Genomic DNA, 26,122 nt, shown 5'->3' with positions numbered 1-26,122 from the left:
AAAATAAGAGCAGGAGGTGATAGGTGTGCGTGACTATGATGCGGAGTTTCAAAAGGAAGTAGAGGAGTACATGGAAAGTCCAAAAGGGACACGTAACCAAACCACCAGCCGGGACCGTCAAGACCAGGGTGAGAAGCAGGAAACCCGTTTCGATTCCAATAACGGGTAGAAGGAAGGTCAGGCGAAGTCCAATGCGGATTTCGCCTATTTTTTTATCTCGAAAAGGACCTTGACTCACGAGGACTGGCTTACCTCTGTATTCTACCTGCAAAGTGTGGTAAGCTTACCCAATGCACGACTTTATGCCAGGAGGGTTTTTGTGAGCACCACGTTTGCAGATTTACAAATTAGCGCACCGCTGTTGACTATATTGCGAGAGCGAAAAATGGAAACACCGACACCGGTACAGAGTGAAGCCATTCCGTTGATTATGGCTGGTCGAGATGCCTTGGTTGAGTCACCGACAGGGACAGGCAAGACGTTTGCTTATCTATTGCCGATTTTATCGAAAGTCAATATGGAGCAAAAAGATGTACAGGCCATTGTACTTGCACCAACGCATGAGCTCGTTGTTCAGATTGCGAGGGAAGCAGAAAGCCTTCTGCCAGGGAAGGACACGGCTGTGATGTCTATTATTGGCGGTGTCGATGTGAAACGCCAAATCGAGAAACTGAAAAAGAAGCCTGTATTGATCGTAGCAACACCTGGAAGACTGTTGGAACTGATTGAGCAGCGCAAGCTAAAGGTCCATGAAGTGAAGACAGTTGTTGTCGACGAGGCAGACCGTATGCTGGATGCAGGCTTTGGTAAGCCAGTTCAAGAGGTTATGAAAAAAACACTGCGTGATACGCAACGACTGTTATTCTCAGCGACAATCGCAGAGGAAGTCGTACATACGGCTGAGATTTTTACAAAAGACGCTGCAGTTATTCGCGCAGCAGCACCAGAAGGCGCCGCAGGAGTAGCGCACATGTATTTGGTCACCGATCCACGCAAAAAGGTGGATACGCTCCGTCGTTTGCTGCGCTTGGTCAATGTTCGCTCCTCCATTGTTTTTGTCAACCAAATCGAAAAAGTGGACGAGATTGTATCGAAGCTCAATTACCATCATTTGCCGTGCAGACTCTTGCACCGTGATGCGACGAAAGAAGAGCGCGCTCGCACCCTGCAACAATTCCGGGACGGAGCATTCCCCGTGTTGATTACCACAGATGTATCAGCACGTGGCATTGATATTCCAGGTGTGGAATGTATTGTGCATTATGATCCTGCATCGGATGCGGATACGTACATTCATCGCAGTGGTCGAACTGGGCGAATGGGGCGTGCCGGACTGGTATTTTCGATCGTTACGCCACAGGAACAGTTCATCATCCAAAAATTTTCCAAGCAAACAGGCTTGCCTATCGCTGAAAAATTCATGACGCACGGAGCGCTGGAAGATCCGCGTCCTGTACGAAAACCCGCGCCAGCACAAAAGTCAGGAGCTCCAGCCAAAAATGCGAGTACTGCCAAACGTAATCAAAATCGTGCACATAAGAAGGGCAGCTTTGGAACAAAGTAGGACAAGAAGCACACAACTTGTCTGCAGGAGGTTTCCATGCGCAAAGATCGGTTATATGAAGAGGATTTGCTGGTAAATGGCACAGTTGGTGGAGAAGTTCTGACGAAACACGAACGACAAGTGCTGCGCCAGGAAGCAGGGGAACTGAAGGAAAAGATGGAACAGGCGAAACAAGAGCCGATTGCCGAATGAAGGACGAAGAAGAGCAGGGAGAATCCGTGAGGTCTACGGATGCCCTGCTCTTTTTTTATGGGAGTGGATCAAATAGCGATCCAGCTCTTCTAGCCAGTCCTGAACGCTCTCATAAGGGGCGTCCATTTGTAACAAGCGCCGAATCATCATGCGAATGGGAGGAGATAAAGAAAGCTCCTCTTCCCAGCTTTTTTCTGGTGCGTCTGGTTCCGATTCGTATCCGGAATAGAGCAAAAATAAAAAGAAATGTCCCAATGCGTACAAATCACTGGAAGGAGCGACTTCACGCTTCAATTGTTTTTCAGACGGGTAGGTGGACAGGGTATCAGCTGTGTATGTCGGTCGGTCACCAACGAACCTGGCGAGGCCAAAATCAATCAAGTATGGCTTGTCCCCTTTCCAGATGACGTTGGGAATCCGTACGTCGCGGTGAATCACATTTTGCTTATGGAGGTAGGCCACGAGCTCCCCGATTTGGCGGATCCATTGGGCGCATGTTTGCTCATCAGCCACGATGTTTTGATCAAACAACATGTCTTCGAGTGTCGGGCCTGCTAGATAAGTCATGACTATAAACGAGTCTTGCCGGTAAGTAAAGGAATCCAGACAGCGAGGGAATTGCGGATGCGAGAGGGACATCAGCACCTTTTTTTCATACGCCTGCATGGCTTCTCCTTTTGGTGTGTGACGCAGGCTTGGTTTCACTTGCTTCAGCACAACCTGATTACCTGTAGGGTTGTGCGTTGCGAGATATGCGATCCCGTAGCTTCCCATCCCCAGTACTTTTGTTATTTTATAGTGTCCTGCCAGGTGGCCGGGCCGATATGGTTTATCACGTATTTTTTCATTCCACCATGACTTCATACGAGTCCACATTGTCTGATTTTCCCCTCCTCCCTTCATCTTATCATGATTTGAAAAAGCTGACCTTTTTTTCAATAGGTTTGCTATAATCAGTTCGTTACATGCAGACAGGAGCGAAGGGTATGAATTTTACAATTGATTGGTTATCCTTTTATCTGATGGAACAGCCTGAAGAAGAGGATGGCATAAAACAAGTGCGGATGACGCGCTATTTGGGCCATGATGAATATCAGAAAAGCGAACTGAAAGATTTTCTCGATGGGGAATTCGCCCGGATTGCGAAAAGAAAAGTCGAGATGAATCCGAAGACAGAAGGCACGCCGACAAAACTGGGTCAATTTGTGCTGGAACCTGGACATCCATTGGACTCGAACCCTAACTATGCCCTCTTGAATCGATTGTTGGCAGCGGAGACACCAGGGGAGAGCAAGGAGCCCTGCCAGGAGTTGATTCAGTCGTATTTGCGAACCTCTCAGGTGAGAGGCGGGGTTATGATTGTGGTCCGGACGAGACTCGATCTGATTGATGAGCGCTATGTCTTTATTTTAAAATGCGATTTCGAACAAAAAACAGCTGTCATCACAGATGAGAAGAGCCTCATATCAAATGTACGCATGGCGATCAACGCCAAAAACATGAAATCACTGATGTATCCGTATATGATCGAATCAGGAATGAATGATCCTTATCACGTGAAAATTCATCAGTTCTCCCACGCACGGTATTTCGAAGAATTTCTGCGTTTTATCGAATATCCGCAAACGATGACGCAGATCGTCTCTGAAGAAGTCATTTCATTGGCAAGACAGCACATCGAATACACGTATCCCGAAGAGTCGGAAGAACGGGTAAGGGAAGAAGAAGCCATCGAACTCATTGCTGCAAGTCCGAAGCGGGAGCTCGCAGAAAAATGGGAGCATGAGACTGTGATGGAAGCGATGCAAATCATTACAGATCGCCAACCAGAGGTCGAGCTGAAGTTCAAGCTGGATCATATGCAGATCCGCACATTATTGGCCGATTACGGTACCAACCTGCATATCGCGAAAGTAAACGGACGTTATTTGGTATTGTTAGAAGGCGAGCAGCTACAATTCGAGCGTGGCATGTCCCCTGTTGAGTTTTTAAAGCCAAAGGCATTGACGGACATCGTGAAAGAAATCGAAGAGAGAAGCCAAAACGTTGCGTATACCCCAATGAGCACGCCAACGGAGGACGACGATAATCCACCTTGGTAATAAACGAGGAAGGGAGTGATTAAGTTGGATCGACAACTGAAAGTAATCGGTCAAGAGCATCACATTTATCCGGTTTTGCGCCATGCCTCGATGATCAACAAGTACCCGGAGCGGTGGGTTGTGAAGGAACATACAGCAGATACGTATGTCCTCTACGCACTAGATCAAGGGGAAGGCTACGCATTGATTGAGCAGCGAATGTTGCAGGAAGCAGACTGGACGAGCGAGCAGCTTCATGCATACGCGATGGAAAACTTGCGAAAGCTCCCCTTTTCAGTGAAGTCACAAGAGGTAGGGGGCCAGCACATCCATTTTATTAGTCCGACAGACGGGTATGCGGCAAGCCGAATTTTGCTGGATTCATTTCTGGCGGAGATGGATCAGAAAAAGCAAGGAGACTCGCTTGGTGTCGCGATTCCGCATCAGGATGTGCTGATTGTGGCGGATATGGCAGGAGAAGCTGGAGCCCATCTGTTAGCTCGTCTTACTTATGATTTTGCATCCAAAGGGCAAGTGCCGATTTCTGTCTTGCCTTTTTATTGGGAGGAAGGGGAATTGACCCCATTTCTCGTAGTGACGCACGACTCGGGTACAAAAATTGAAAGAAAGTAGAGCAAGCGCGGGGATAGACTTCCCGCGTTTTCTATACGGTGGAAAATCGGAGGAAACCCTCGAATGAAAAATTTCATGATTGGTCAATACGGAGGTTTTGATCAGGCAAAATACGCACGAGATTTTAAGGAGGGCTTTTACGGAATAGAGGCATGCTTATTTGAGTCGGAGGAGGATATCTAAATTCTGCAGCGCGAATCACAAGCAAAAGGATTTGCGGTGGGTGTTCATTTTCCGCTGCGTGCAGGTCAATCCGAGCTGCGGGATGCTTTATTCATGGATACTCATGATCAGACGAGAGCCGAGGCGTTTCAAACGATAGAGAGGGAACTGGCGTATATGGCATTCCTTTCGCCAACCTATGTCTTATTCCACTATCCAAAGCCTGTCATTTTGGATGAGCGCGTCGACTGGAATGTTTGGCGTTTTCATGATTCGCGAGACTTTGTTTGGGAGCAAGTCTACACAGAAGCAGAGTTTCAATCACGTAGTGAGCAGGTGTTTGCGTGGTTGGCTGAGAAAGGCAAGGAGTTTCACTTCACACCAGTCCTTGAATTCGATGCACTCAACCGCTATGTGTATGAGACAAAATTTTTAGAATACTTGCTGCAGAAATATCCCACGATCAAGCTCTGTCTCGATACGGGTCGATTGTTCCTGCAAGAAAAAATCGACCCGTGTTTCGATGCGCGCAAGGTCATCCAAACGTATACGAAATATGCGTTTAGCATTCATTTGAAGAGTATGAAGGTGACCGCGAGTGGGGTAGAATTCGTTCACTTTCCCGTTCTTCCCGAATCGAAACCAGAAGAAGGGTGGGCACCGATTGAGGACTACCTGACAATCATCCGGAAGGAAAACCCGCACGTAAAGTTCATGTTCGAGCATCGTTCCGACCAAGTAACAGACGAACAGCTCGAGCGTTGCTATCGTTGGGTAAAGGACCTCCTATCTGAACCTCATGAATCCACTTCAAGTAGTAACTCAATATAGCGTCCGGCATCTTGAATCAGCCAGTACGGGTACCTCGGACCGTGTATGTACAAATCTGTAGCGGTCACGAGCATGGTCCTCACCCGTGTTTTATCACCCATCAACTGCGCGCATACGCCCATCGTCATCCAAGGGTAGACATCACCAGTCTGAAACGTATCAAAATGCGGGAAAGCGTCTGTGATCCTTTGGTAGAGTAGCGAAGCCGTTTTGGCATCTGTCATGCTGTAGACAATGGGAAACGCTTGGGAAGTAACGTCAGGGTACCATTTTCGCCAGCCGGGATACGTACGATCATACATGGCATACGACTTGCGAATCCGACTGTACATTCCACTGATGCCGAGCGCACAGGCTCTCGCACGTGAAGCCGCTTCCTCGGCAGCCTCCACATCTCCGATCAACGAAAATAAATACGAAGCATCTGCCAGTCCTTTGGCCACCTCGCAATTGTCCATCAAATATTTGACCCGATACGAACGCTTCGCCCAGGTCAGACCGTCCTTCTGTTGAAGGCGGGCAACTGCTCGGAGAAGGGACAAGAGTGCAATGTGGTTGGCATACAGCCAGTCCATACGCCCCGTTGCTCGTATCCATTCTGCTAGCAGGCTAAAATAAGTGGTGTGGTAGCTATCCTCGCTATCATTTGTGCCGGTATCGATTTCTCTGTCCTGTTCAAGACGAAAATCATTGATATAGCCGTCCGCATTCAGGTTTTGCAAATACCAATCGAGATGACCGCGAACAGCCTCTACCTCTTTCATACGGATGAGGGAAACAATTCCGAGGTTAGTAAAGTACGGATTGATTTGGTCACGTTGGGGGCCAAGGCGAAAGGTACCACTCGGCAATTGGCAGGATAGCAAAAAACTTGTTTGATTCAACGCCATTTCTTGCATCCATTTTTCCATGAGGCTGACCTCCTCTCCAAGCTACGTGATTGCTGAGACGAGTTTGACTCCGTATTCGATCCATTGCAGCGAACGCACATAAGAATCACTGTCGATGGAAGGCAGTGAAGCGGGTTCTTTCACGACTTTGTGCCATTTTTCATCTCGAAACCAATCTACCCCATCTGCCGGATCGTGTCCATAATCAGCCCATGCATCCTGAAGACGGGGGCTGTATATCTTCGGGCTTCCTTCTAGCAACTTATGTCCATCCAAGCGTAGTTGGTACGCATCTTCTGTGGTGGAAGGAGTATGATGAGGTGTGAACAAATGCGGCCAATAATCTGCTCGGGAGCCTGTATGAGGAATACGAGAGCAGTAGGAGACCATTTTTTCGAAGCGAAAAGAATCCCCAAACAATTGCTGATACAACGTCTTTCCGATCTGAATGCGGTTTCTGATGTCGGGAAAATGATGAACATGCAACCCGATCAAACTAAGCCGGCGATCAGTAGAATGCGCTTTATAGGGAATGAGCACTTGATTCATCGAGAGAGCAGATTGAGCAACGAATGCAAACGAACTGAAAATGCGATTTAGTGTAAACGGCTTCTGTACGACACGTTGTTCGATATATTGCTGTTCATTGACGATGAGAGCATGTGTGAGGCGCGCGCTGTCTTTGGTTGCGAGGAACTCTTGCCAATACGATTGCATAAAGACTGAAACACCAAGTGGTGCCAAAAGCTTTGTTAAATCTGTTCCCGTTCGTTTCATCTCCGCATACAGAAGCAATTGCGGATAGGCATCGTGAAAAATCAGCCAGTTAGATCTTTCCAAAAACCAAAAAAACGGCTCGATTGCTTGTGCGTCCATAATAAGCGGGAGCCATTCTCCTTTTAAATCGGTCATGTTCCACCCGCCATTTCGTGAGACCAGATGGGCCAATAACGCCCAGTGAACCTCTTGGTGCTCGAGATAAAAGGCGAGGTATGCTTGTGTGCGGGTGACATTGTTACGATTGGCTTTGGTTGTTGCTTGTCTGATGTGAGCAATCAGGTGTTGCTCGGAAATTTCCGTTACGGTCGTATCTGTCATGTATAGTAGCTCCTTGTTTTTTCACATGGAAAAAAGCAGGTCCACTGGGCGACCCGCTTTTTATTCAACCAATCATTTCTAGTACGAGAAGTCGAACGAGTAGTTTTTCCTTGGCTTCCTCCCACGTATTCGCAAAAATGACAACGAGCTCCGATTGGAACTCCGTTTCCGCGACAAAAATCCCATCTTGTTCGTAGATGTTCATAGATGATCGTCCTTTCTGCTGCCTTTCAAGCATTGTATGCTATCATGAAAGAGATGATGCATTCAGCATGCTGGAAAATCATGAGAAGGGTGGCATCAAACATGATAGTAAAAGTGACAAAAGAGGCCGAAGAACGCATGGCAAGTACAGATAAGCCCATTCGGATCAACGGTGAGCTAGTTGGTGGCTGCGGGATGAATGTAGAGTATGCGTTGTGGTGGGATAGCCAAGGTCCCGAGGATGAAGTCTACCAGGTCGATTCTTTGACGTTTCTGATAGATCGCGAAACGATCGCCTATATCGGATCTGATCTGCTTACGATTGATTATCGTGCACAGCAAGGCTTCCGCATGGTCACACCACAGCAAATTTTGGCCTATGGTCTTCAGCTAAAAGAGCGCTGGAGTTAATCACTTCGGGAGAAATTGCAAGATAAAGGCGAGAATCCCTTCTGCAATTAAAGGACCGACTGCAACACCTCGGAAAAAAGTGACACCAGCGATTGTACCTAGCAAGAGGCCAGTAACGATCAATGGATTTTGGGACATCAAGACCGTTCCTTTTCCCGCCAGGTAGGCCACAAACATACCGACGGCGACGGCCAGTAGCGAATGCCAATTTGTAAAAATCTCCAAGATAGACGAAGGATTAATTTTGCCGCTTGCCAGCGGAGTCATGATGCCAATCGTCAGTATAATGATCCCGAGCTGTAATCCATGCTGCTCGAGTAGAGGAAAATATCGTTCCAATGACAGGAGCCTCATTAAGAGAAGAATCGCAACGGCAATGGATACGGTTGCGTTGTTGCCGATAACACCGAGCGCAAGTAGTACCAAAAGGATGATAGAAATCCAGTCCATATGCCGGTTGGCTCCCTTTCGTTTTTCTTAGTATATCCATCTGCTGCGGCATGTGCCCGGGCAAGAAAAAAGAGAACGGCATGCACAAGTGTGCGAGTGCCGATCTCTTTTTTCTAGTCGAACCATGGTTCCAGCATTCCTACTGGAAAACCTGTCTGCTCGTCCGAATCAGGGAAACGTCCCCAAGCAAAGACGCCGTTGAAATAATCGATTGTAAACGGCTGATCGTAATCAGGCACGCTGTATTTGCTGCCGATTCGGAACTCACTTGTTCCTAAATAGTACGATTTCGCCATAAAGTACTTTTGTGTAAGGATCGCAAGCTGTGAGTGATCCCCAAGCTTCTTTTTCTCTTTCGCTTCTACGTGCAGGCGCTCCATTTCCTCCTGCAGCTCTGCGAGTGTCATCTGACTGTACAAACGCAACGGACTGCCCCCTTTCCATACAGGTATATTGTAGCAAAAGACAAGGTGTTATGTCTGTAAACGGGTTTGAAAATAAAAAAGGGGCACTCCCAGTTGGGAATGCCTAATTATTGGGGGCGATTGAGAAAAAGAACGACTGATTGTTCTATGACTGGTTTGCTCTCACCCAAAACAGTCAATCAATCAAAGCTATTAGCGTAGGCATACTCAGATTGAATGATCGATCTAAACATGCTTACGTTAAAAAGTCATCCAAAGAAGATAATCGAACTTTTTCTCAATGCGTTGAAAAAGTGCTTACACGTACAACATAGCAAGCAAAAGTAAAACATCAATTAAATAAAAATAAAGTATTATTAAATCTTTTTCCTGTAAGTAACGCGTTAACGAGCAAAACGATGGTTACCGATCTCAACCGTTACAGGACGTGACCAAATCCACTTGGATTTAGCTGTATCCGGATTAAAGAAGTATAGGGAACCGTTGCTCGGATCCTTTCCATTCATTGCGTCCTGGACCGCTTTTCTCGTACTTTCATTTAATTTATGTGTCAAATTGCCGTCATGGACAGGCGAAAACGCATTGGGAGCATAAATAACCTCCCGTACCGTATTTGGAAAATCATCTGAAGCAACCCGATTCAATACAACGGCAGCAATCGCTACCTGTCCTTCATACGGTTCTCCCCGGCCTTCCGCATACACTAACCGGGCGAGCAGTTCCATATCCCTCTCTGAAACTTTCACTTTTCCATTCCGAACCACTCTTGGACGACTATCACGACTAACCTGTACAGACTCGCGTTTTACTGCTGTAGCAGATATGGTTGGTTTCTTTTCCTTCTTTGAAACTTGTTCCGATGGCGACGTTGTACTATCGAGAACAGGGAGGATTTGTACCGGTTGTGGTGCCATTGCACTTGTCGGTGTGACAAATAAGCATAACAGCATCAATCCAAAACTGTTCAAAAAGAAGAAAAAGCGCGTTGGCGCTTCTCGTGACAACATGGTGTGAACCACTCCTTTTCGCTTTTTGCGTTTTGATTGCGGAAGCGAATCAGGTCTTTTGCAAGTCTATCGGTCTTATCGGAGTGGTTCAAGAGGTAATTGGTACCATAGAACTATTTACAAAACAACGCCGCTCATGAAAGTGTTTTCATAAGCTGATGTTTCCGCAATCAAAAAGCCACTTTCCCGTTGAGAAAGTGGCTTTCGTGTGCAGCTTCAGGCTGCTCTTATTTTTCTGTAATTGCAATGGATTTAATGGTAATCGTTTGCTCTGGAACACTTGGTTCACCCGTTTGTGGGTTTTTCTTTACTTTTGTTCCGGCAATTTTTTGAACAACATCCATGCCACCCGTGACTTTTCCGAAAATCGTGTAGTTCGGAGAGTTGTCCAATCCTGTCACGTCAGGTCCAGAACCAATGAAGAATTGGCTACCATTTGTGTTTTTACCGGAATTCGCCATGGCAACCACGCCTGGTTCATATTTATGACCATTTTTCAATTCGTCTTCAAACGTGTAACCTGGACCACCCATGCCAGATCCCAATGGATCGCCTGTTTGAATCATGAAGTCTTTGATGACGCGGTGGAACGTAATTCCGTCATAGAACTTGTCCTTTGCGAGGAAGACAAAGTTGTTGACAGCAATGGGGGCATCTTTTTCAAACAGATCGATCGTAATGTCTCCCATGGAAGTAGAGATTTTTGCTTGATAATCTTTTGCTTTGTCAATCTGCATAGCCGGAGCCTTCTCGTATTTCTTCTCTCCGGTTGGAGCCGGTGGGTTAGCTGGCTCTTTGGATACTGGTTTCTCTGCTGGCGTAGTCGGTTGATTAGGAGCGGCTTGATTGCTTCCTGTAGAACAACCCGTAACCAAGGCGATTGCCGTCAGACATGTGAACAGAGTTGTCATCATTTTTCTCATCTTATGCACCTTCCTTTGTATCTTATCGTTGGGTGGTTCGGTTTCGAATTATAACACAAATCGTCGAGCATTTGCCAATCCGCTAGTTTCCTTTCCAATCTCGCGTGGTATGATTGGGAGAAAAGGGTGATCAATGTGGCAGAGCGATTTGAGACCAAAACGGTACATATCGGACATGACCCTTTGCAGGGAGTAAAGAGCAAAACGACACCGATTTATCAAACCTCTGTTTTTGCTTTCGAAGGCTTGGAAGAAGTAGAACAATACTACGGCGGCGAAGGTGAATACTTGTACACCCGAAATGGAAATCCCAACCAGGCTGAGCTAGCTCATGCAATTGCAGCTTTAGAAGGCGCCGAGGCAGGTGTCAGTGCTGCCTCCGGTATGGGAGCGATCATGGCGGGTTTACTTGCCGTTCTTTCCCCTGGCGATCACGTTCTGGCATCCCATGAAATTTATGGGGGTACCTATGCTCTACTGCATAAGGAGCTGTCGCGGTTTGGAATCGAGCTTGGATGCATTCAGCTTGGGCAAACGACAAAGCTTGCTGATCATGTTCGCCCGACGACGCGGCTGTTTTTCGTGGAGAGTATCACCAATCCGCTATTGACTGTTGTAGATTTGCCATACTGGATCAAGGAAGCAAAAAGACTTGGCTTAACCGTCATGGTGGATAATACGTTTGCGACTCCGTATTTGGTACAACCCGTTTCATTCGGAGCAGATCTTGTCGTGCACAGTGGAACCAAATACATAGGTGGACATAGCGATGTGACGTCAGGTGTCTTGGTTGGATCACAGGCGATAATCAAGCGTGCTACCGAGATCGTAGTCAACTACGGTGCGTCTCTCAGTCCTTTTGAGGCTTGGTTGACATCACGGGGTTTGAAAACACTGGCAGTGAGAATGGAGCGTCAATGCGATAATGCCAGTCAGATCGCTGGGTTTCTTCGTGATCATCCTGCAGTTGCACGGGTGTATTACCCAAGTCCTACGGAGACCTTCTTTTTTTTAAGGCAAAAACAGGGGGCAATGATATCCTTTGCTCTGGCAGACGAGACGAAGATTTATAATTTTTACCGGGCACTTGACTGGATCAAGCTGGCTCCGTCTCTGGCAGGTGTGGAGACGAGTGTATCTCATCCAGTTACGACGTCTCACCGTGCTTTTTCTGAAGAGCAGCGCAAGGAAACGGGAATCACGATGGGACTGGTACGGTTATCGGTCGGAATCGAGGCTGTTCAAGACATTCAGATAGCATTAGATGCCGCATTAGGGAAATAATTCAAAAAACTTTGCCACATTATGAAACTTTCTTCCTAAGAAATACGTATTACTTAGTTAGAGTAGTCTCAGAATGCAGTGGAGAAAGTCCATTCTGAGAACATGCTTCAGTCTGGAAGAAACCGAGGAAAACGCAAATGGGAATGGCTATGAAGCAACCATCGGGGCCATCATCCGGAGATTATTATGAATCTCGTCCATTTACGGAACTATATGACGAATATTTTGATCGCGTCAACCGGTATTTACGATGCCGGGTTCAAAGTACGTGGGATGCCGATGATTTGACCACCGTGGTCTTTTTAAAAGCGCTAGAAAAATTCGAGCAATATAGCAGAACAAGTCCTTTCGCATCGTGGATTTTTCGTATTGCTCACAATACATATGTGGATTTTATGCGGAAAAACAGGGAGTTTCCGGTTGACCAGGAGGATTTTCTAGGAGCAGAGCCGGACGACACATGGCAGCCGGAACGACAGGCGCTGACGAATGAAGAGATTCGTCTGCTTCGTGATCGTCTGGATTTGTTGTCTCAGGATCAACGAGACGTGTTGATGCTGCGGTACTTTGCTGACCTCAAAATCAGTCAGGTAGCTGAGGTGCTCGGCAAAACAGAATCGAGTATCAAAATGATTTCTTATCGCGGATTACAAAAACTTCAGAAGATGTATGAGAGGGGGGACTCCGAATGAGAGAAGAGGAGAAGCACCCCCAGGATCATCAATCGGATGATCAGACCGTAACCCAGCTCCTAGCCCATTTGAAGCAGATGCGCGGATCGGTTCCAGTCAATTATCAGCTGAAATCAGACCTGAAAAAACAATTGCTTCAGAAAATGAAAGATCTCGAAGCCAAACAGACAAAGGCTCAAAATGCCGCTCCTAAAAAGCTTGGGAAGTTGGTTTGGAGCGGAATCGCTGCTGCTGCTCTCATCCTTGCCATAGGCGGATTTGTGTGGTGGAACAATTCCTCTCTTGCCGTTCGAGAGCATGAAGTACTTACGCTGCCAGCACAAGCGGTCGTGGAGCTTGTTGATATTGATAGCAAAGCCACTCAGCTCGCTTATATCCATAACAATACAGAGCTGAAAACCATTCCAATCGACGCGGAACTAAAGCCAGTCACGATCAAATTGCCACCAACCGAAGGCAAATACATGGGGGTTGCGTGGTCTAATTCCGGGAAGAAAATCGCTGTCGTCGAGCAAGATAAAAAATTATCGCGGATATGGATTGTGGAGATGCCGACAAGCTACAGCATAGGAAGCAGCCGATTGCTGAAGGAAGAAGAAGGAGTAGTGTATTCTTCACCAAGCTGGTCTGAACACGATGATTCGCTTGCCTTTACTCGCTCGAAAAATGGCGTCGATGAAATTTGGGTGAGCAGCACAGTTTCGTTCCAAGAATGGAAGCTTGTAGAAGGCTCTCAGCCTGAATGGTCACCAGATGGAAGCTTGCTTGCCTTCAATAAAGCCGGTGAAGTACAGCTGATGGAAATGCGAACAGGGAAAGTTACCTCGCTTGCAGTGGGACAGTGGGCATCGTGGAGCTCCGATACGAGATTGACCTATACACACCCCAATGGAACGCTGATGGAAGTAAACGTGGGTGTAGAGCCTTTTGTGACACGCGAGCTACCATTGCGAAACCAGTCATCGGAAGAGCTGATCAAAGGAAACTGGGCAAACAAAGGTAAGCATTTACTGCTTATCTCACGCCATGATCAACTGCAACAACTGGTTATCTCTTTGGCGTCACGAAAATGAGCGGAGGAACAAGCATGAGATGGAAATGGGTGTTAATCTTTGTCATCACATGGCTTAGCTTTTCGATACGCCCAGCTATGGCAGAGAGCAACGTAGACATACAATTCGAAATACCCTTAAGTGGAATCGTCAAATATGAATCATGGATGAGACTAAACGTAAAGGTAACCAGCCAGGAAAAGGATTTCACAGGATCTGTAGAGTTATCGCAGCGACAAGTCAAAAAAAATAATGAATTGAAACTTCGGCGTCCGATAAAGCTCGAGCAAGGAAAGAGTACAACCGTATACTTTGATATGCCTTCCCAAATATTGCTCGATGATTGGTACGTTCAGGTTACGCAAAACGGTCAAGTTGTCAAAAGTGAAAAGCTGCGTATCTCATATCCAACAGACGGACGCACAATTGGGGTGATTAGCGAGGAGGGCAATGCGTTTCATTTCCTTGCCGTCAATCAGTCTCAATCCAAAATGAATCGTCCCTTGTCCGTACAAAATCTCACGGAACAAATGTTACCTGACCAATCATGGATTTACGAAAACATAGACATGTTAGCGCTGGCAGGCAATAGTGGCTCCACAATAAATGATCAGCAGATGGCTGCGATCAAGGAGTGGATCCAGCTGGGAGGGATCGTAGTTGTTTCCGCAGGTCCCAATCAAGATGGGATGATCCAGCGGTTTGCTGATATTCTCCCTGTGGAAGCCGGAAAAGCTGGTAATATCGATCTGCAGCAAGCACTTAGTGAGTATGACATTGCAAAAGTTGCGCCAAAAGGCAGTATTGGTGTATACAACCGTGACTTGCCCTTATTTGTGTCAAAACCATACGGCAGAGGGTTGCTACTATTTGTCAACTATGATGTGACAGCAGAGCCGTTGGCATCGTGGCAATTCAATCCACAACTGTGGCAGAATGCAATGACCCAGCATGGCGCAAAGAAGATTTTTGAAGAGAAGCTTTATATGGATCAAATGACCCGGCCTTTTCTAGACTTGAGCAAGAAGATTCCTGAAGTGCAAACTCCTCCGCCAACCTGGATGGTGGCGTTATGGGGCGGATACGTCATTGTACTCGCACCATTGACATACTTCATTCTAAGAAGAATGAGAAAACCTGAATGGGCGTGGGGAGTCATCCCGTTGGGAGGAATTTTCTTGACCGTCGCTATATTCGCGATTGGAAAGCCTGCTGTTGTGAAAACGAGTACTAGCTACGCCGTCACCAAGATCGATATATTAGATGAGTCTTTGGCTCATGTTCGCTCAGCCGCAACGTTTCTAGGGGTGGATCAGAACGACTATGATGTTCAGCTTGAACCTTCGATCGTTGCTCTGCCCTTGACAGTAGGACGAAATGATTATCGACCAGAGGGACTAATGAATGGCGAAGAGCTTCTCTCTTTCCGTAATCTACCCTATTTGACACCGAAACAGGCAATCGGTATCGGGGTTAAGCACGACATGGGGGCTTTTGATGCTTTCTTGCGAATCAATGAGAATCGTGTGCAAGGGCACGTGAAAAACAATACGGAGTTTGCCTACGATCAAACTTATATTGAAATTGGTTTTCAGCGAATTCCTCTTGGGCCTTTGAAAAAGGGAGAAGAAAAGCAGATTGACAGTGTGCTTGAGCCCCTGTTTATGCCAAGAAAACCACAAGCATCAAACGAATTGCAAACGTTGGAAGAGCGAATCAAAGAAATGAGGGAAAGAGTCGTTGAGTATGAAGAAGGAAATCAGGTAAGTATCATCGGTACAACGACAGAGCCTCTTCCTCTGATGACAATGCAGGTGCCTCACCAAGCACATTACTGGAATGTGATTCAGCAGCCAATTCAATTCCAGCCGAATGAACAAGGCATCGTGACTTTTCCTTATGGTTTGCTTGATGCAGAGATGTATGAAACGACAGGGGACTTCGATAGTGCTGGATACATTTGGCAGATTGGAAAGGGCAGCATTACGTTTGAGCTGCGTGCAGACAAAGCCGCGATCAATATGAAGCGAATTACGGTACCACTGAATCACAGTTCATTTAAGCCTTTCCGGATAGAATACTTCCACCAAAAGAGTGGTAGGTGGATACCTGTTGAGCGTGGGACGAGACTTGTCCTCGACAAAGAACTCCAACAAGTGTTAACGCCAAATCAATCGTTATTGCTTCGTTTTTCCCATAATGGAACGTCACGATTAGCTCTACCAGAGCCAATTTTCCAGGTAGAGGGGGTGCGGAAATGGTAATCGAAACCGTTCATTTAGGAAAGAGATACGGCAATTTGCAAGCGTTGACGGATTTGAACCTTTCCATCGAACCAGGAAAGGTGTTTGGCTTTATTGGTCCAAATGGCGCTGGAAAATCTACTACGATGCTCATCTTGTCTACCCTTCTGGAACAGAGTGAAGGGGAAGCGTTTGTCTGTGGCTACAATGTACGAAAAGACCCTGCCAGTGTGCGCCAGTCCGTGGGATATATGCCCGATTTTTTTGGTGTATATGACAATTTGACAGCAGTGGAGTATTTGGAGTTTTATGCCGGAGCGTACAAAATTCCTGCTTCCAAAAGACGGGCACTCGTAAGTGATCTTTTAGAACTAGTGAATTTGTCTCACAAAGCAGACGCTTTCGTCGACTCTTTATCTCGAGGTATGCAACAGCGTCTAGGGTTAGCACGTTGTCTCGTACATGATCCGGCCGTGCTGATTTTGGATGAACCGGCGTCAGGACTGGATCCGCGTGCTCGTATCGAATTGCGCGAAATTATGAAGCAACTACGCGAAATGGGTAAGACAATTATTATCAGCTCCCATGTTTTGCCGGAGCTAGCCGAGCTGTGTGATGATATTGGTGTCATTGAAAAAGGCAGATTAATTGCGTATGGCTCCGTGCACGAGGTCAGTAATCGGGATACAGGCCAAAGCCGTATGCAACTAAGAGCCTTGCGGAACTTGGACAAAGCAGGACTTCTATTAGCGAGCTCTCCGTATGTGCATCAATTGACGGATTATATGGGAGGCTTTCGCTTCTACTTTCAAGGGACAGAGCAACAAAAAGCTGAATTGCTTCAAGAACTGCTGGATGAGCAGGTCGCAGTCGTCTACTATGGTGATTCCAAGAAAGATTTAGAAGACGTCTTCTTAGCGATTACGGAAGGAGTCGGTATGGAGTGAGCGACTTCTTGTTCAATCCTCTTTTGGTAAAAGAAATGCGGGAAAGATTCCGCTCGAGAAAGACCATGCTCATTTTAGCGATTTACTTATTTGTCATGGGGGGAATACCGATGGGCTTTTTGCTCATGGACCCCTTAAAGGCCGAATCGTTAGGGGATAACCGGGATCTTTTTCTGATATCTGCGGGGATACACTACGCGATGGTTTGCTTTGTGGCACCTGCCCTGACTGCTGGAGCGATCAGTGGGGAGAGAGAACGCCAGACCTTGCATATTTTGCTGACGACCCAATTGTCGACGCGCACGATTATTTTAAGCAAGCTCATTACGTCTTTGGCGTTCTCTACGCTACTGTTGGTTGCCTCGATGCCTTTGTACAGTATCGTGATGCTGTACGGAAGCGTCTCCCCGGAACAAATGGCCCAGCTTGTCCTTTTTCTCGCGGTGAATATGTTTTTTCTCGGGTCGCTGGGGTTGTTCTGTTCTACTTGGATTAAACGAACGTCGATCTCGACGGTCACCACATACGGTATTGCCTTCTTTTTTGTGGTAGGTACTGGCTTGCTGTTCTTTTTTATCGGTGAGTCCTTGCAACAGGCGCATCCGGAACGGTACGTCAATTCGAATGTATGGAGCATGTATGAGCTACAGATGTTGGCAGGGATAAACCCTATCATCGTGTTGTTCGATATTTTAGGCGAGTCGTTCGATCATTCCGATGACATCACTTTTGCACCGTGGTTGTTTTTCTCATGTGTGTACGTGATTCTTTCTTTTGTGCTCGTCATCTGGAGCGCTTATTTGTTAAAACCAATTCGCCGAAAATGGTGGAGTTGGAAGAAACGACCTGTTCGTGTACAATGAAAAAGGTGCGTGGGAAAAGGGAGGTTTTTTTGTGAGCGATCAACAAGTGCAGATCATTGATTTTGAAGAACTGCTTCGTGCGATTGAGAGCCGTCTGGCATCCGCTGGCATGTATGTCAAACGCGAAGCGATCGTGACGATTCTTCAAGCAGAAGAAGCATTTTTGCTTGAAAAAGGTGTTCTTGAAGAGTATAGTGAGTAATCAGCTAACAACCTGCCTCAAGTGGTAGGTTGTTTTTCAGTGACAGGAAAGGCGCAGACCTATTCGCCTGTTTGCTTCTCCCGGAAAAAAACGGTATAATGGAACAGAGTACGAATATCAGCATAAGGACGTGAACACATTGACAGAAGAGAACAAAGACCTCGAGTTGGGCGATATCATTACATTGGACGATGAAAATGGTGAACCGTTGGGGGATTTCGAAGTATTGGCTATGTTCGACCTGAACGGTAAAGAATATATTGCCTTGGCTGAAGCTGTGGAAGATGAAGAAAGCGAAGAAGATGAAGAAGTGGATATCTTCGTATTCCAAGTGGACGGCGGCGAAATGGTACCATTGGAAGAGGACGAGGAGAGCACTGTTTACGCGAAGCTGAACGAAGTGCTGGAAGGCATCGAACTGATCAAAGAAGACAAGTAATCCCGATAGGAATGAACCAAGCCACTGCTGGCGTTAGAAACCAAGCAGTGGCTTTTTCTTGCAGCCGATCAGTCATTCATTTTAATAATGTTATCCTTAAGGTCTCGTACAACGAGAAGGCATGTATAGTCGGTATCTTGCAGTTCCCGAACCAATGCCGAGCATTCGTCTTTCGTAAGACCTAGCTTTTCGAGACGGGTACGGAGTTCTTTACCGCCATTGTCAAAGAAATGCGCCATGCTGTCAATGTGACCGACGGCACTTTCAAAATGGGTGCTGTATTTATAAAAATTGTTTCGTTGATTAGAGTGATTTTTATCAGGATTCCATTTCAAAACCCAGATATCATCACTATTGTATCCGGCAGAATTTAACGCATGAACGTCAGAAGCTAGCTCAGCATCATACTTATGGAATTTGACAAACGGCTTGGTAGCACTGATCAAAAGTATTCCCCCCTTTTTCGCCTCAGGAATCGATGCCTTACTAGGATGTCCAAAGCTTATGAGCGAATGAATGGAAATACCTGAGGCATATTTTCCTTGATCGTAGCAGGATTTACGCTGTGGGGGAAGAAATAGAGAAAGGGAAACAAATGTTTTGGTTTTTCATTTTGACCAATCTTCACCATTAGTGCTACACTAATTAATGGAATATGCTTGTCATGTACAGAACGAATGAGAAACGAGGAATACTGAGAAGAATCGGCCATCTCGCTAGGGGCGAGGTGGCTTTTTTGCCCCATTTTGCTACTAGCGTTGAATACTATGGGAACCATACGGTACAATAGCGATTAAGTGTTCGCTTTTATTAGGAAAACGTTCCTCTCGTGGGGATTGAATCATCTCGGCGTTTTTCAAAAAAGGTGAATACGACGCTAGCCATCAGTAAAAAAGGCATGATCGTTTTTCTACGTGTCCGAAGAGTAGAGGGGAGAGCGCGATTGAAGGAAACAGAAACACAGCAAACATTAACGTATACGGAAGAAGATATTCAGGTCTTAGAAGGCTTGATTGCTGTTCGAAAGCGGCCTGGAATGTACATAGGCTCCACGGGCTCGCGTGGCCTGCATCATCTGCTGTGGGAAATTGTAGATAACGCCAAAGACGAGGCGCTTGCAGGCGTTAATGATAGCATCATTGTCACTTTGTACAAGGATGGCAGTGTAAGCGTAGAGGACCATGGACGCGGAATTCCAACGGGTATGCACAAGACTGGCCGACCTGTACCAGAAGTTATTTTTACGACACTCCATGCCGGTGGTAAATTCGGCGGTGGCGGATATAAAAAAAGTGGTGGCTTGCACGGGGTAGGCTCCAGTGTCGTTGTGGCCTTGTCCAAATGGCTTGAGGTCGAAATCCACCGCGAAGGCAAAATTCATAAGCAGCGCTTTGAATATGTTGTGGATGCAAATGGAACGGAGCATGTCGGTAAACCGGTTACCGGTCTTGAAGTCACGGGGAACACCAAACGCACAGGAACAACGGTACGTTTTTTGCCGGATGATGCGGTGTTTGGCAATGCTCGCTTTGACTATGAGACGATTCGTGATCGTTTTCGTGAGACGGCATTCCTTCTGAAAAAGCTGCGCATGGTTTTGATTGACGAACGTGGGCCTGAAAAGAAACGGGAAGAGTTTTACTTCGAAGATGGCTTGAAATCATACGTATCTTACTTGAACGAAGGAAAAAATTCGCTCCATCCGATCGTTTACTTCGAAGGGGAAAAGGACAATATCTATGTCGAGCTGGCTTTTCAGTACAATGACGGCTATGCAGAGACACTGGTGTCCTATGTCAACTCGATTGTAACAACGGATGGCGGAACACATGTCACGGGCTTCCGCAACGGTACGACCCGGATTTTTAACGAATTTGCCCGGAAAAAAGGGTACTTGAAAGAAAAGGACCCAAACTTGACTGGAAACGATTTGCGGGAAGGTTTCCTCGGTGTATTGTCATTGCAAATGGCTGACGTCCAGTTTGAGTCCCAAACAAAAGACAAGCTGGGGAACGAAGAAGCACGGGCAATCGTAGAACAGATTGTTTCCGAAAAGCTGGGCTTCTTCCTCGAGGAAAATCCGGAAATAGGCAAGCTGCTGATTGACAAGGCATTGCGTTCTGCTGAAATTCGCGAAGAGCTACGCAAACAACGCGAAGCCCTGCGCGGCGACAAGAAAGGCAAAACCGCGAAAAAGCGCAAATCGATTTCGGAAAAGTTCACTCCGCCGCAATACAGAGACTCCAAACGCAATGAGCTCTTCCTCGTCGAGGGGGATTCCGCAGGTGGCTCTGCAAAGCAGGCGCGTAATTCAGAGTTCCAAGCTTTGTTCAGCCTGCGTGGGAAGCCGTTGAACACGGAAAAAGCAAAGCTATCCGAGGTATTGGCGAATGAAGAGTTCCGTACGATCCTCGAGGTACTTGAAACCGATATTGGCGAAGAGTTTTCCATCGAAAACTGTGCATTTGATAAAGTCATCATCATGTCTGACGCGGACGTTGACGGCTCGCACATTCAAACGCTGCTCTTGACCTTCTTCTTCCGCTACATGCGCCCGATGATTGCTGCTGGTCACTTGTATATTGCGCAACCGCCTTTGTATCAGGTGAAAAAGCAGAGCAAGGGCAAGCAAACAGAGGCGATCTACTGTTGGAGTGATTACGAGCTGGAACAGGCGTTGAAAAAGGTTGGACGCGGTGCTGAAGTACAGCGCTACAAAGGTTTGGGTGAGATGAATGCCGATCAGCTATGGGAAACAACCATGGACCCTGAGACGCGCAAGCTCATTAAGGTTGAACTGGAAGACCTCGCTCACTGTGAGAAGCTGGTAACCGTTTTGATGGGTGACAAAGTCCCACCACGGCGTGAGTGGATTGAGAACCACGTCACCTTTGAAGTGGGGGAGGATGAATAAGCATGCTGTCCAATCAAATTATTAATCAGAGCTTCGCGGAGATTATGGGAAAGCGCTTTGGGGACTATGCCAATCTGGTTATTCTCTCACGCGCGATCCCAGATGCTCGCGATGGACTAAAACCGGTACAGCGCCGTATTTTGTATGCCATGTACCAAGAAGGCAACACGAACGATAAACCATACCGGAAATCAGCGAAAACAGTCGGGTACGTGATGGGTACCTATCACCCGCACGGTGACTCGGCGATTTACGAAACGATGGTGCGGATGGCGCAGTGGTGGAAAATGCGCCAGGTGCTCATTCAAGGCCACGGAAACTTTGGTAGCTTGGATGCAGACCCGCCAGCCGCTATGCGTTATACCGAATCCAGACTGTCAGCATTGGCCAATGAGCTACTGCGTGATATTGAAAAGGATACGGTTACATTCATCCCGAACTACGACAACTCCGCTCAACAACCGGCAGTATTGCCTTCACGGTTTCCCAATCTTCTCGTGAATGGCGCTGCCGGGATCGCGGTTGGTTTTGCAACGGACATCCCTACTCACAATTTGGGTGAAGTCATCGATGCGGCTGTGGCCCAGATGAAGAACCCGAATATCTCGCTGGATGAGCTGATGCAGCACGTCAAAGGTCCAGATTTTCCGACAGGCGGTATTGTTCAAGGGCTGTCCGGAATTCGCAAGGCGTTTGAGACAGGCCGTGGCCAATTCATCATTCGCGGGAAGACCCATGTAGAGGAGCCAAAAGGCGGCAAGATCAAAAAAATCGTCGTTTCCGAAATCCCATACGAAGTGGTCAAGTCAAAGCTCGTTGGCCAAATCGATGAGCTTGTAATGGAGCGCAAAATCGAGGGGGCACTGGCGGTTCGCGATGAAACTGGTCGCAAAGAGGCCGAGCAGAAAAAAGTCCGCATCGTAGTGGATATTCGCAAGGAAGCGGATGAGCAGGCGATTCTCAACTACCTGTACAAAAATACCGATCTGCAAATCTATTACAATTACAACATGAACGTGATTCATGAGGGGACCATCCGTCAGATGGGACTCAAGGCTTTGTTGGGGGCGTACATCGACCACCAAAAAGAAGTCGTCACAAATCGCTGCCAATATGATCTGGATCGAAAGCAAAGCCGCGAGCATATTGTAGAAGGCTTGATTCGTGCCAAGTCTATTTTGCGTCAGATCGTCGATACGATTATGGATTCGGAAGACCGTGCAGATGCCAAGAAAAATATCATGGAGAAATACGGCTTCACCGACAACCAAGCCGATGCGATCTTGAGCATTCAGCTCGCTTCTTTGACACGTTTGGATATCGTCAAGCTGGAAAAAGAATTGGCTACATTGGCAAAAGAAATCGAGGAACTGAAATCGATTTTGGCAAGCGAGAAAAAGCTGATTCAAGTCATTACAGGCGAGCTGAACGAGATCAAGAAAAAATACGCAGAAGAGCGTCTGACAGAAATCCAGGGCGAGATCGAGGAAATCAAAATCGATATTGCCATGCAAATCAATGCAGAGGATTGCATCGTAACCCTGACAAACGAAGGATATATCAAGCGGACGAGCCCGCGCTCCTTCAAATCAGTGGGGGGAACGCTGGAGACATGTGGGGTAAAAGAAGGCGACCGTGTCCGTTATTTCATGGAGACGAATACGTCTCACACTGCTCTCTTCTTTACCCAGGACGGTAAATACTTCGCCACACTGGTTAACGCCTTCCCTGACGATAAGTGGAAGGATATCGGTTCGGCTCTCGTCAATATCATCCCGTTGGAGAAGAATCAGCGGATCGTTGGCTTTACGATCGTAGAAAACTTCAAACAACCGCTGTATGTATACCATGTAAGTAAAAATGGTTTGATGAAAAAGACGGCCTTGTCCGAATACGAAACCAATCGTTCGAGTGCGTTGGTAGCTGCAAAGCTAAAAGGCGACGATGACGAGTTTATGAATGTATTTGTGGCTGATGAAGCTGGGGCGATACTCGGTGCGACAAAAGATGGCATGGGCATCCGATTCCAGCGCAGCGAAGTCAGCGCAACGGGTAGAGCGTCGAGCGGGGTAAAAGCAATCGCACTTGCTCCTGGCGATGATGTCATCACAATGCTTCCGATTGAAGAAGTCGATTCTCGTGCCTTTAGCTTGTTGGCGGCTGAAGGGGTTGTAAAACGCACAGCCATTGCAACAATCCCACTCCAGGCTCGCGCGGGCAAAGGGGTACAGTTGATTCGTAAACGAAAAAATAATCCGCATGAGCTTGTTGCGATGTTCCTCGAGGAAACGGTTTATGCCTGGACGTCGCAGAACGAATGGACCCTTGTTGAGACAGAGCAAGTGATCGTCAACGAGCAAGGTGGTATTGGCCGACAACTGATCGAGGGTGGGGTAAAAGCAGTTGCTTTTGAAACCATTTTGCCGACAGATGAACCGAAGGACGAAACGACAGCAAAAGGCTCAGGAGACGGATCTGGCACAGCAGGACAACAGAAAACGTCGAATGTCCAGGCTAATTTGTTCGATGGAGATCATCGTAAATAAAAGGAATGATGAATAGATGGCGTTTGAAGCCTTTGTTTCACCGCTAAGCTGGCAGCAGGTGTCTCTGCTCCTCGATACTGTGCAGTATTTCGAAGACGCGCCAAAACTGCTCTCTCTTCCACAAGAGCAAGGAGCAGCTGTGCCTGTGCCGATTACGTCAGACACATTGAAGTCGATGCTTGGTTGTTTGGACGAAGAGGAAGCATTTAGCCGCAAAGCTTTTTCATTGAGATGGGAAACAGCTGGGGACGAAGCGAGTGGCTTTCTCGTTGTCGAGCTCCCGAATGGAGACACTGTGAGACAGCCAGCCGTTCTATCCGCCTTTTCTCCGGTTTAACAAATAATCGACTAAACGCTTTGGTGACGCGCTTGCATCCATGACAGGATGTGAGTGATTCGCCAAAGCGTTTTTTGCATACAAAAAGATTGCCAGTGAATTGGAATATGTGGTACAGTTTGAACACGAGTTATTGCGCAATAAAGTTAGTAACTTACTAAACAGCAACCTTACCACTGGGGGATGGAATCATGGAAAAAGTCATCGATCAAAAGGCTTTTAAGGACGTCATTCGGGAGCGTCGTTCCGTACGTCATTACGATCCAACAGCAAAAATCTCGCGGGATGAATTAAAAGAAATGTTGAAGGAAGCAACCTTGGCACCTTCCAGCTCTAACCTCCAGCCATGGCGGTTTTTGATTATCGATGAACAGCCATTGAAAGAGAAGCTGCTCCCCATCGCATTTAACCAAAAGCAGGTGGTAGAGGCTGCGGCGATCATTGCAGTTCTAGCTGATTATGAGGGCTACAAGCAAGCCGGGAGCATTTACAAAAAAGCGGTAGAAGCAGGCTACATGACAGAGGAAGTAAAAGCTACACTCATCGACAACATCAACAAGCGTTATGAAAATCGGGATCGAGCAATCATCAAGGAAATTGCTTTGGTAGACGGAGGTCTCGTCTCGATGCAATTGATGCTCGTTGCCAAGGCAAGAGGGTATGACACGGTGCCAATGGGAGGCTACAACAGCGAGAAATTCAAGGAAGCTTTCCAAATCCCGGATCAATATGAAACGGTCATGCTGATTGCAGTTGGTAAAGCCGCAGAGCCTGGTCATCCGACTACTCGTCTGGACGTAGAAGAGATTACGTTCTGGAATGAGATGCCGAATAAATAAGCATGAAGAAATGGAATAGCCTTGGCCTACTCTGATTTTTGGGCCTGGGCTTTTTTCACGTTTACAAGCTGTCTACGGGCTGACATGCTGGTAATCAGGTCAAATGGGGCGTACAATAGAAAGACAAGACAGCGAAAGAAGGGTGCAGGATGAAAAGATTGTTGGCAATCAGCGATATTCATGGGGAACTGGAGAAACTGGAATCGTTGATAGAGCAAGTTCAGTACGATCCAAAAAACGATCAATTGATCCTGCTAGGTGATTACATAGACCGTGGACCAGAGTCGAAGGGGGTCGTCGAAAAGGTAAAACAGCTCCATGCAGAAGGGGCAATTGTGTTGATGGGCAACCATGATCATATGATGGTTAAATCATTCGAGCAAGACCCAGTCTTTATCGAACGATGGTTCCGAAACGGCGCACAAAAGACGTTGGCGAGCTATGGTCATGACGCAGCAGATACGGAATCTGGTGCACCTGAGACATTGGAAATTACTGCTTCAGTCAATGAGCATCTGGAATTTTTGGCTGGCTTGGACTGCTATTATGAAACCGATGATTATATTTTTGTTCACGGGGGTGTCCATCCCGAGACTCCAGTTGCAGAGACTGACCCGTATCTCCTGATGTGGATACGTGATGAGTTCCATAAAGGCTACCAGGGTGAGAAGACCGTTATTTTTGGTCACACACCAACCAATTATTTGCACGGTAAACATGATGTGTTTTACGGAGAAAATAAAATCATCGGCATTGACGGAGGTGCCGTATATGGCGGCCGTCTGCATTGCTTGGAGCTTCCCAGCCGAAAGGTCTACTCGGTAGAGTAATAGAACAAAAACAAAAGGGCTTTCACTTCTCTTTAAAAGAGCGGGTGAAAGCCTTTTTTGATA

The 26,122-nt window shown here is 46.9% G+C and carries 28 protein-coding genes and 1 pseudogene; 20 read left to right on the top strand and 9 right to left on the bottom strand.

All coding sequences use genetic code 11. The features are described from left to right. The first annotated feature begins 25 nt into the window (after positions 1-25). From ACUUHJ_RS17535 to ACUUHJ_RS17525, 3 genes are all read left to right on the top strand, one after another. Positions 26-169: a hypothetical protein gene (locus ACUUHJ_RS17535; protein ID WP_015891577.1), complete on the top strand. Its 144-nt coding sequence runs from the start codon at positions 26-28 to the stop codon at positions 167-169. Positions 170-319: 150 nt separating this feature from the next. Next, the gene (locus ACUUHJ_RS17530) at positions 320-1,564 is read left to right on the top strand and encodes a DEAD/DEAH box helicase (RefSeq protein ID WP_289673316.1); all 1,245 of its coding nucleotides are present in this window, start codon (positions 320-322) and stop codon (positions 1,562-1,564) included. Between the two features lie 36 nt (positions 1,565-1,600). After that, positions 1,601-1,756: a hypothetical protein gene (locus tag ACUUHJ_RS17525; RefSeq protein WP_007718860.1), complete on the top strand. Its 156-nt coding sequence runs from the start codon at positions 1,601-1,603 to the stop codon at positions 1,754-1,756. Positions 1,757-1,789: 33 nt separating this feature from the next. Here ACUUHJ_RS17525 and ACUUHJ_RS17520 read toward each other — a convergent pair whose 3' ends face one another. Continuing rightward, positions 1,790-2,620 carry a serine/threonine protein kinase gene (locus ACUUHJ_RS17520; RefSeq protein ID WP_472299505.1) on the bottom strand — a complete coding sequence of 277 codons (831 nt, stop codon included), beginning with the start codon at positions 2,618-2,620 and terminating at the stop codon, positions 1,790-1,792. 122 nt (positions 2,621-2,742) lie between these two features. On the opposite strand from ACUUHJ_RS17520, the gene ACUUHJ_RS17515 reads away from it, so the two are divergent. The 3 genes and pseudogenes from ACUUHJ_RS17515 to ACUUHJ_RS17505 all read left to right on the top strand — a co-directional run bounded on the left by ACUUHJ_RS17515 (position 2,743) and on the right by ACUUHJ_RS17505 (position 5,463). After that, a complete protein-coding gene (locus ACUUHJ_RS17515; protein ID WP_015891573.1) occupies positions 2,743-3,858 on the top strand; it encodes a DUF3900 domain-containing protein in 1,116 nt (371 codons plus the stop codon). Positions 3,859-3,873: 15 nt separating this feature from the next. Next, complete coding sequence (locus tag ACUUHJ_RS17510) at positions 3,874-4,470, top strand: DUF1444 family protein (RefSeq protein ID WP_472299504.1); 597 nt, start codon at positions 3,874-3,876, stop codon at positions 4,468-4,470. Between the two features lie 63 nt (positions 4,471-4,533). Beyond that, positions 4,534-5,463: pseudogene (locus ACUUHJ_RS17505) on the top strand (sugar phosphate isomerase/epimerase). Here the strand turns inward: ACUUHJ_RS17505 and ACUUHJ_RS17500 are convergent. The 3 genes from ACUUHJ_RS17500 to ACUUHJ_RS17490 all read right to left on the bottom strand — a co-directional run bounded on the left by ACUUHJ_RS17500 (position 5,430) and on the right by ACUUHJ_RS17490 (position 7,656). Beyond that, positions 5,430-6,374 (bottom strand): hypothetical protein, encoded by a 945-nt coding sequence (locus tag ACUUHJ_RS17500; protein ID WP_289673308.1) that lies wholly within the window; start codon positions 6,372-6,374, stop codon positions 5,430-5,432. The pseudogene ACUUHJ_RS17505 and the gene ACUUHJ_RS17500 sit on opposite strands and share 34 nt — an antisense overlap. A gap of 21 nt (positions 6,375-6,395) precedes the next feature. Then, a complete protein-coding gene (locus ACUUHJ_RS17495; RefSeq protein ID WP_472299503.1) occupies positions 6,396-7,451 on the bottom strand; it encodes a DUF2515 family protein in 1,056 nt (351 codons plus the stop codon). Between the two features lie 64 nt (positions 7,452-7,515). Further along, on the bottom strand, positions 7,516-7,656 hold the full coding sequence (locus ACUUHJ_RS17490) for a hypothetical protein (RefSeq protein ID WP_016743472.1): 141 nt from the start codon (positions 7,654-7,656) through the stop codon (positions 7,516-7,518). A 101-nt stretch (positions 7,657-7,757) separates the two neighbouring features. Here ACUUHJ_RS17490 and ACUUHJ_RS17485 point away from each other — a divergent pair, with 101 nt between their 5' ends. After that, positions 7,758-8,066: an iron-sulfur cluster biosynthesis family protein gene (locus ACUUHJ_RS17485; RefSeq protein WP_253721054.1), complete on the top strand. Its 309-nt coding sequence runs from the start codon at positions 7,758-7,760 to the stop codon at positions 8,064-8,066. Here ACUUHJ_RS17485 and ACUUHJ_RS17480 read toward each other — a convergent pair whose 3' ends face one another. The 4 genes from ACUUHJ_RS17480 to ACUUHJ_RS17465 all read right to left on the bottom strand — a co-directional run bounded on the left by ACUUHJ_RS17480 (position 8,067) and on the right by ACUUHJ_RS17465 (position 10,871). Further along, entirely contained in the window at positions 8,067-8,516 is a 450-nt protein-coding gene (locus ACUUHJ_RS17480; protein ID WP_472299502.1) for a DUF441 domain-containing protein, read from the bottom strand. Between the two features lie 113 nt (positions 8,517-8,629). After that, positions 8,630-8,941, bottom strand: coding sequence for a YfhH family protein (locus tag ACUUHJ_RS17475; protein ID WP_472299501.1), 312 nt, complete (start codon positions 8,939-8,941; stop codon positions 8,630-8,632). 383 nt (positions 8,942-9,324) lie between these two features. Further along, on the bottom strand, positions 9,325-9,948 hold the full coding sequence (locus ACUUHJ_RS17470; protein ID WP_472299500.1) for a cell wall hydrolase: 624 nt from the start codon (positions 9,946-9,948) through the stop codon (positions 9,325-9,327). Positions 9,949-10,175: 227 nt separating this feature from the next. Then, the gene (locus tag ACUUHJ_RS17465) at positions 10,176-10,871 is read right to left on the bottom strand and encodes a peptidylprolyl isomerase (RefSeq protein WP_472299499.1); all 696 of its coding nucleotides are present in this window, start codon (positions 10,869-10,871) and stop codon (positions 10,176-10,178) included. A 126-nt stretch (positions 10,872-10,997) separates the two neighbouring features. On the opposite strand from ACUUHJ_RS17465, the gene ACUUHJ_RS17460 reads away from it, so the two are divergent. The 8 genes from ACUUHJ_RS17460 (at position 10,998) to ACUUHJ_RS17425 (ending at position 18,593) form a co-directional block, all read left to right on the top strand. Then, a complete protein-coding gene (locus ACUUHJ_RS17460; RefSeq protein ID WP_472299498.1) occupies positions 10,998-12,155 on the top strand; it encodes a trans-sulfuration enzyme family protein in 1,158 nt (385 codons plus the stop codon). Between the two features lie 137 nt (positions 12,156-12,292). Continuing rightward, positions 12,293-12,847, top strand: a complete 555-nt coding sequence (locus ACUUHJ_RS17455) for an RNA polymerase sigma factor (RefSeq protein WP_015891561.1) — start codon at positions 12,293-12,295, stop codon at positions 12,845-12,847. Then, a complete protein-coding gene (locus tag ACUUHJ_RS17450; protein ID WP_472299497.1) occupies positions 12,844-13,920 on the top strand; it encodes a TolB family protein in 1,077 nt (358 codons plus the stop codon). Before ACUUHJ_RS17455 ends, ACUUHJ_RS17450 begins: the two co-directional genes overlap by 4 nt. 14 nt (positions 13,921-13,934) lie before the next feature. Beyond that, positions 13,935-16,163 carry a hypothetical protein gene (locus tag ACUUHJ_RS17445; protein ID WP_472299496.1) on the top strand — a complete coding sequence of 743 codons (2,229 nt, stop codon included), beginning with the start codon at positions 13,935-13,937 and terminating at the stop codon, positions 16,161-16,163. Continuing rightward, on the top strand, positions 16,157-17,089 hold the full coding sequence (locus ACUUHJ_RS17440; RefSeq protein WP_064199165.1) for an ABC transporter ATP-binding protein: 933 nt from the start codon (positions 16,157-16,159) through the stop codon (positions 17,087-17,089). The genes ACUUHJ_RS17445 and ACUUHJ_RS17440 overlap by 7 nt, the downstream gene beginning before the upstream one ends. Then, positions 17,086-17,952: an ABC transporter permease gene (locus ACUUHJ_RS17435; RefSeq protein ID WP_289673288.1), complete on the top strand. Its 867-nt coding sequence runs from the start codon at positions 17,086-17,088 to the stop codon at positions 17,950-17,952. The genes ACUUHJ_RS17440 and ACUUHJ_RS17435 overlap by 4 nt, the downstream gene beginning before the upstream one ends. Continuing rightward, complete coding sequence (locus ACUUHJ_RS17430; RefSeq protein WP_016743483.1) at positions 17,942-18,154, top strand: hypothetical protein; 213 nt, start codon at positions 17,942-17,944, stop codon at positions 18,152-18,154. The genes ACUUHJ_RS17435 and ACUUHJ_RS17430 overlap by 11 nt, the downstream gene beginning before the upstream one ends. 139 nt (positions 18,155-18,293) lie before the next feature. Further along, entirely contained in the window at positions 18,294-18,593 is a 300-nt protein-coding gene (locus tag ACUUHJ_RS17425; RefSeq protein WP_007718819.1) for a DUF1292 domain-containing protein, read from the top strand. 68 nt (positions 18,594-18,661) lie between these two features. On the opposite strand, the gene ACUUHJ_RS17420 is transcribed toward ACUUHJ_RS17425, so the two are convergent. Beyond that, positions 18,662-19,039, bottom strand: coding sequence for a YflT domain-containing protein (locus ACUUHJ_RS17420; protein WP_016743484.1), 378 nt, complete (start codon positions 19,037-19,039; stop codon positions 18,662-18,664). A 497-nt stretch (positions 19,040-19,536) separates the two neighbouring features. On the opposite strand from ACUUHJ_RS17420, the gene ACUUHJ_RS17415 reads away from it, so the two are divergent. The 5 genes from ACUUHJ_RS17415 (at position 19,537) to ACUUHJ_RS17395 (ending at position 26,059) form a co-directional block, all read left to right on the top strand. Then, positions 19,537-21,507 (top strand): DNA gyrase/topoisomerase IV subunit B, encoded by a 1,971-nt coding sequence (locus ACUUHJ_RS17415; RefSeq protein WP_289673282.1) that lies wholly within the window; start codon positions 19,537-19,539, stop codon positions 21,505-21,507. A 2-nt stretch (positions 21,508-21,509) separates the two neighbouring features. Beyond that, positions 21,510-24,053 carry a DNA topoisomerase IV subunit A gene (gene parC, locus ACUUHJ_RS17410; protein ID WP_472299495.1) on the top strand — a complete coding sequence of 848 codons (2,544 nt, stop codon included), beginning with the start codon at positions 21,510-21,512 and terminating at the stop codon, positions 24,051-24,053. A 16-nt stretch (positions 24,054-24,069) separates the two neighbouring features. Beyond that, complete coding sequence (locus tag ACUUHJ_RS17405; RefSeq protein WP_016743487.1) at positions 24,070-24,390, top strand: hypothetical protein; 321 nt, start codon at positions 24,070-24,072, stop codon at positions 24,388-24,390. A 191-nt stretch (positions 24,391-24,581) separates the two neighbouring features. Continuing rightward, positions 24,582-25,229, top strand: a complete 648-nt coding sequence (locus tag ACUUHJ_RS17400) for a nitroreductase family protein (protein ID WP_015891551.1) — start codon at positions 24,582-24,584, stop codon at positions 25,227-25,229. Positions 25,230-25,378: 149 nt separating this feature from the next. Further along, a complete protein-coding gene (locus tag ACUUHJ_RS17395) occupies positions 25,379-26,059 on the top strand; it encodes a metallophosphoesterase family protein (protein ID WP_472299494.1) in 681 nt (226 codons plus the stop codon). The last annotated feature ends 63 nt before the right edge of the window (positions 26,060-26,122 follow it).

This window comes from Brevibacillus schisleri (assembly GCF_055685845.1).
This window is presented reverse-complemented; position numbering and strand designations above follow the sequence as displayed.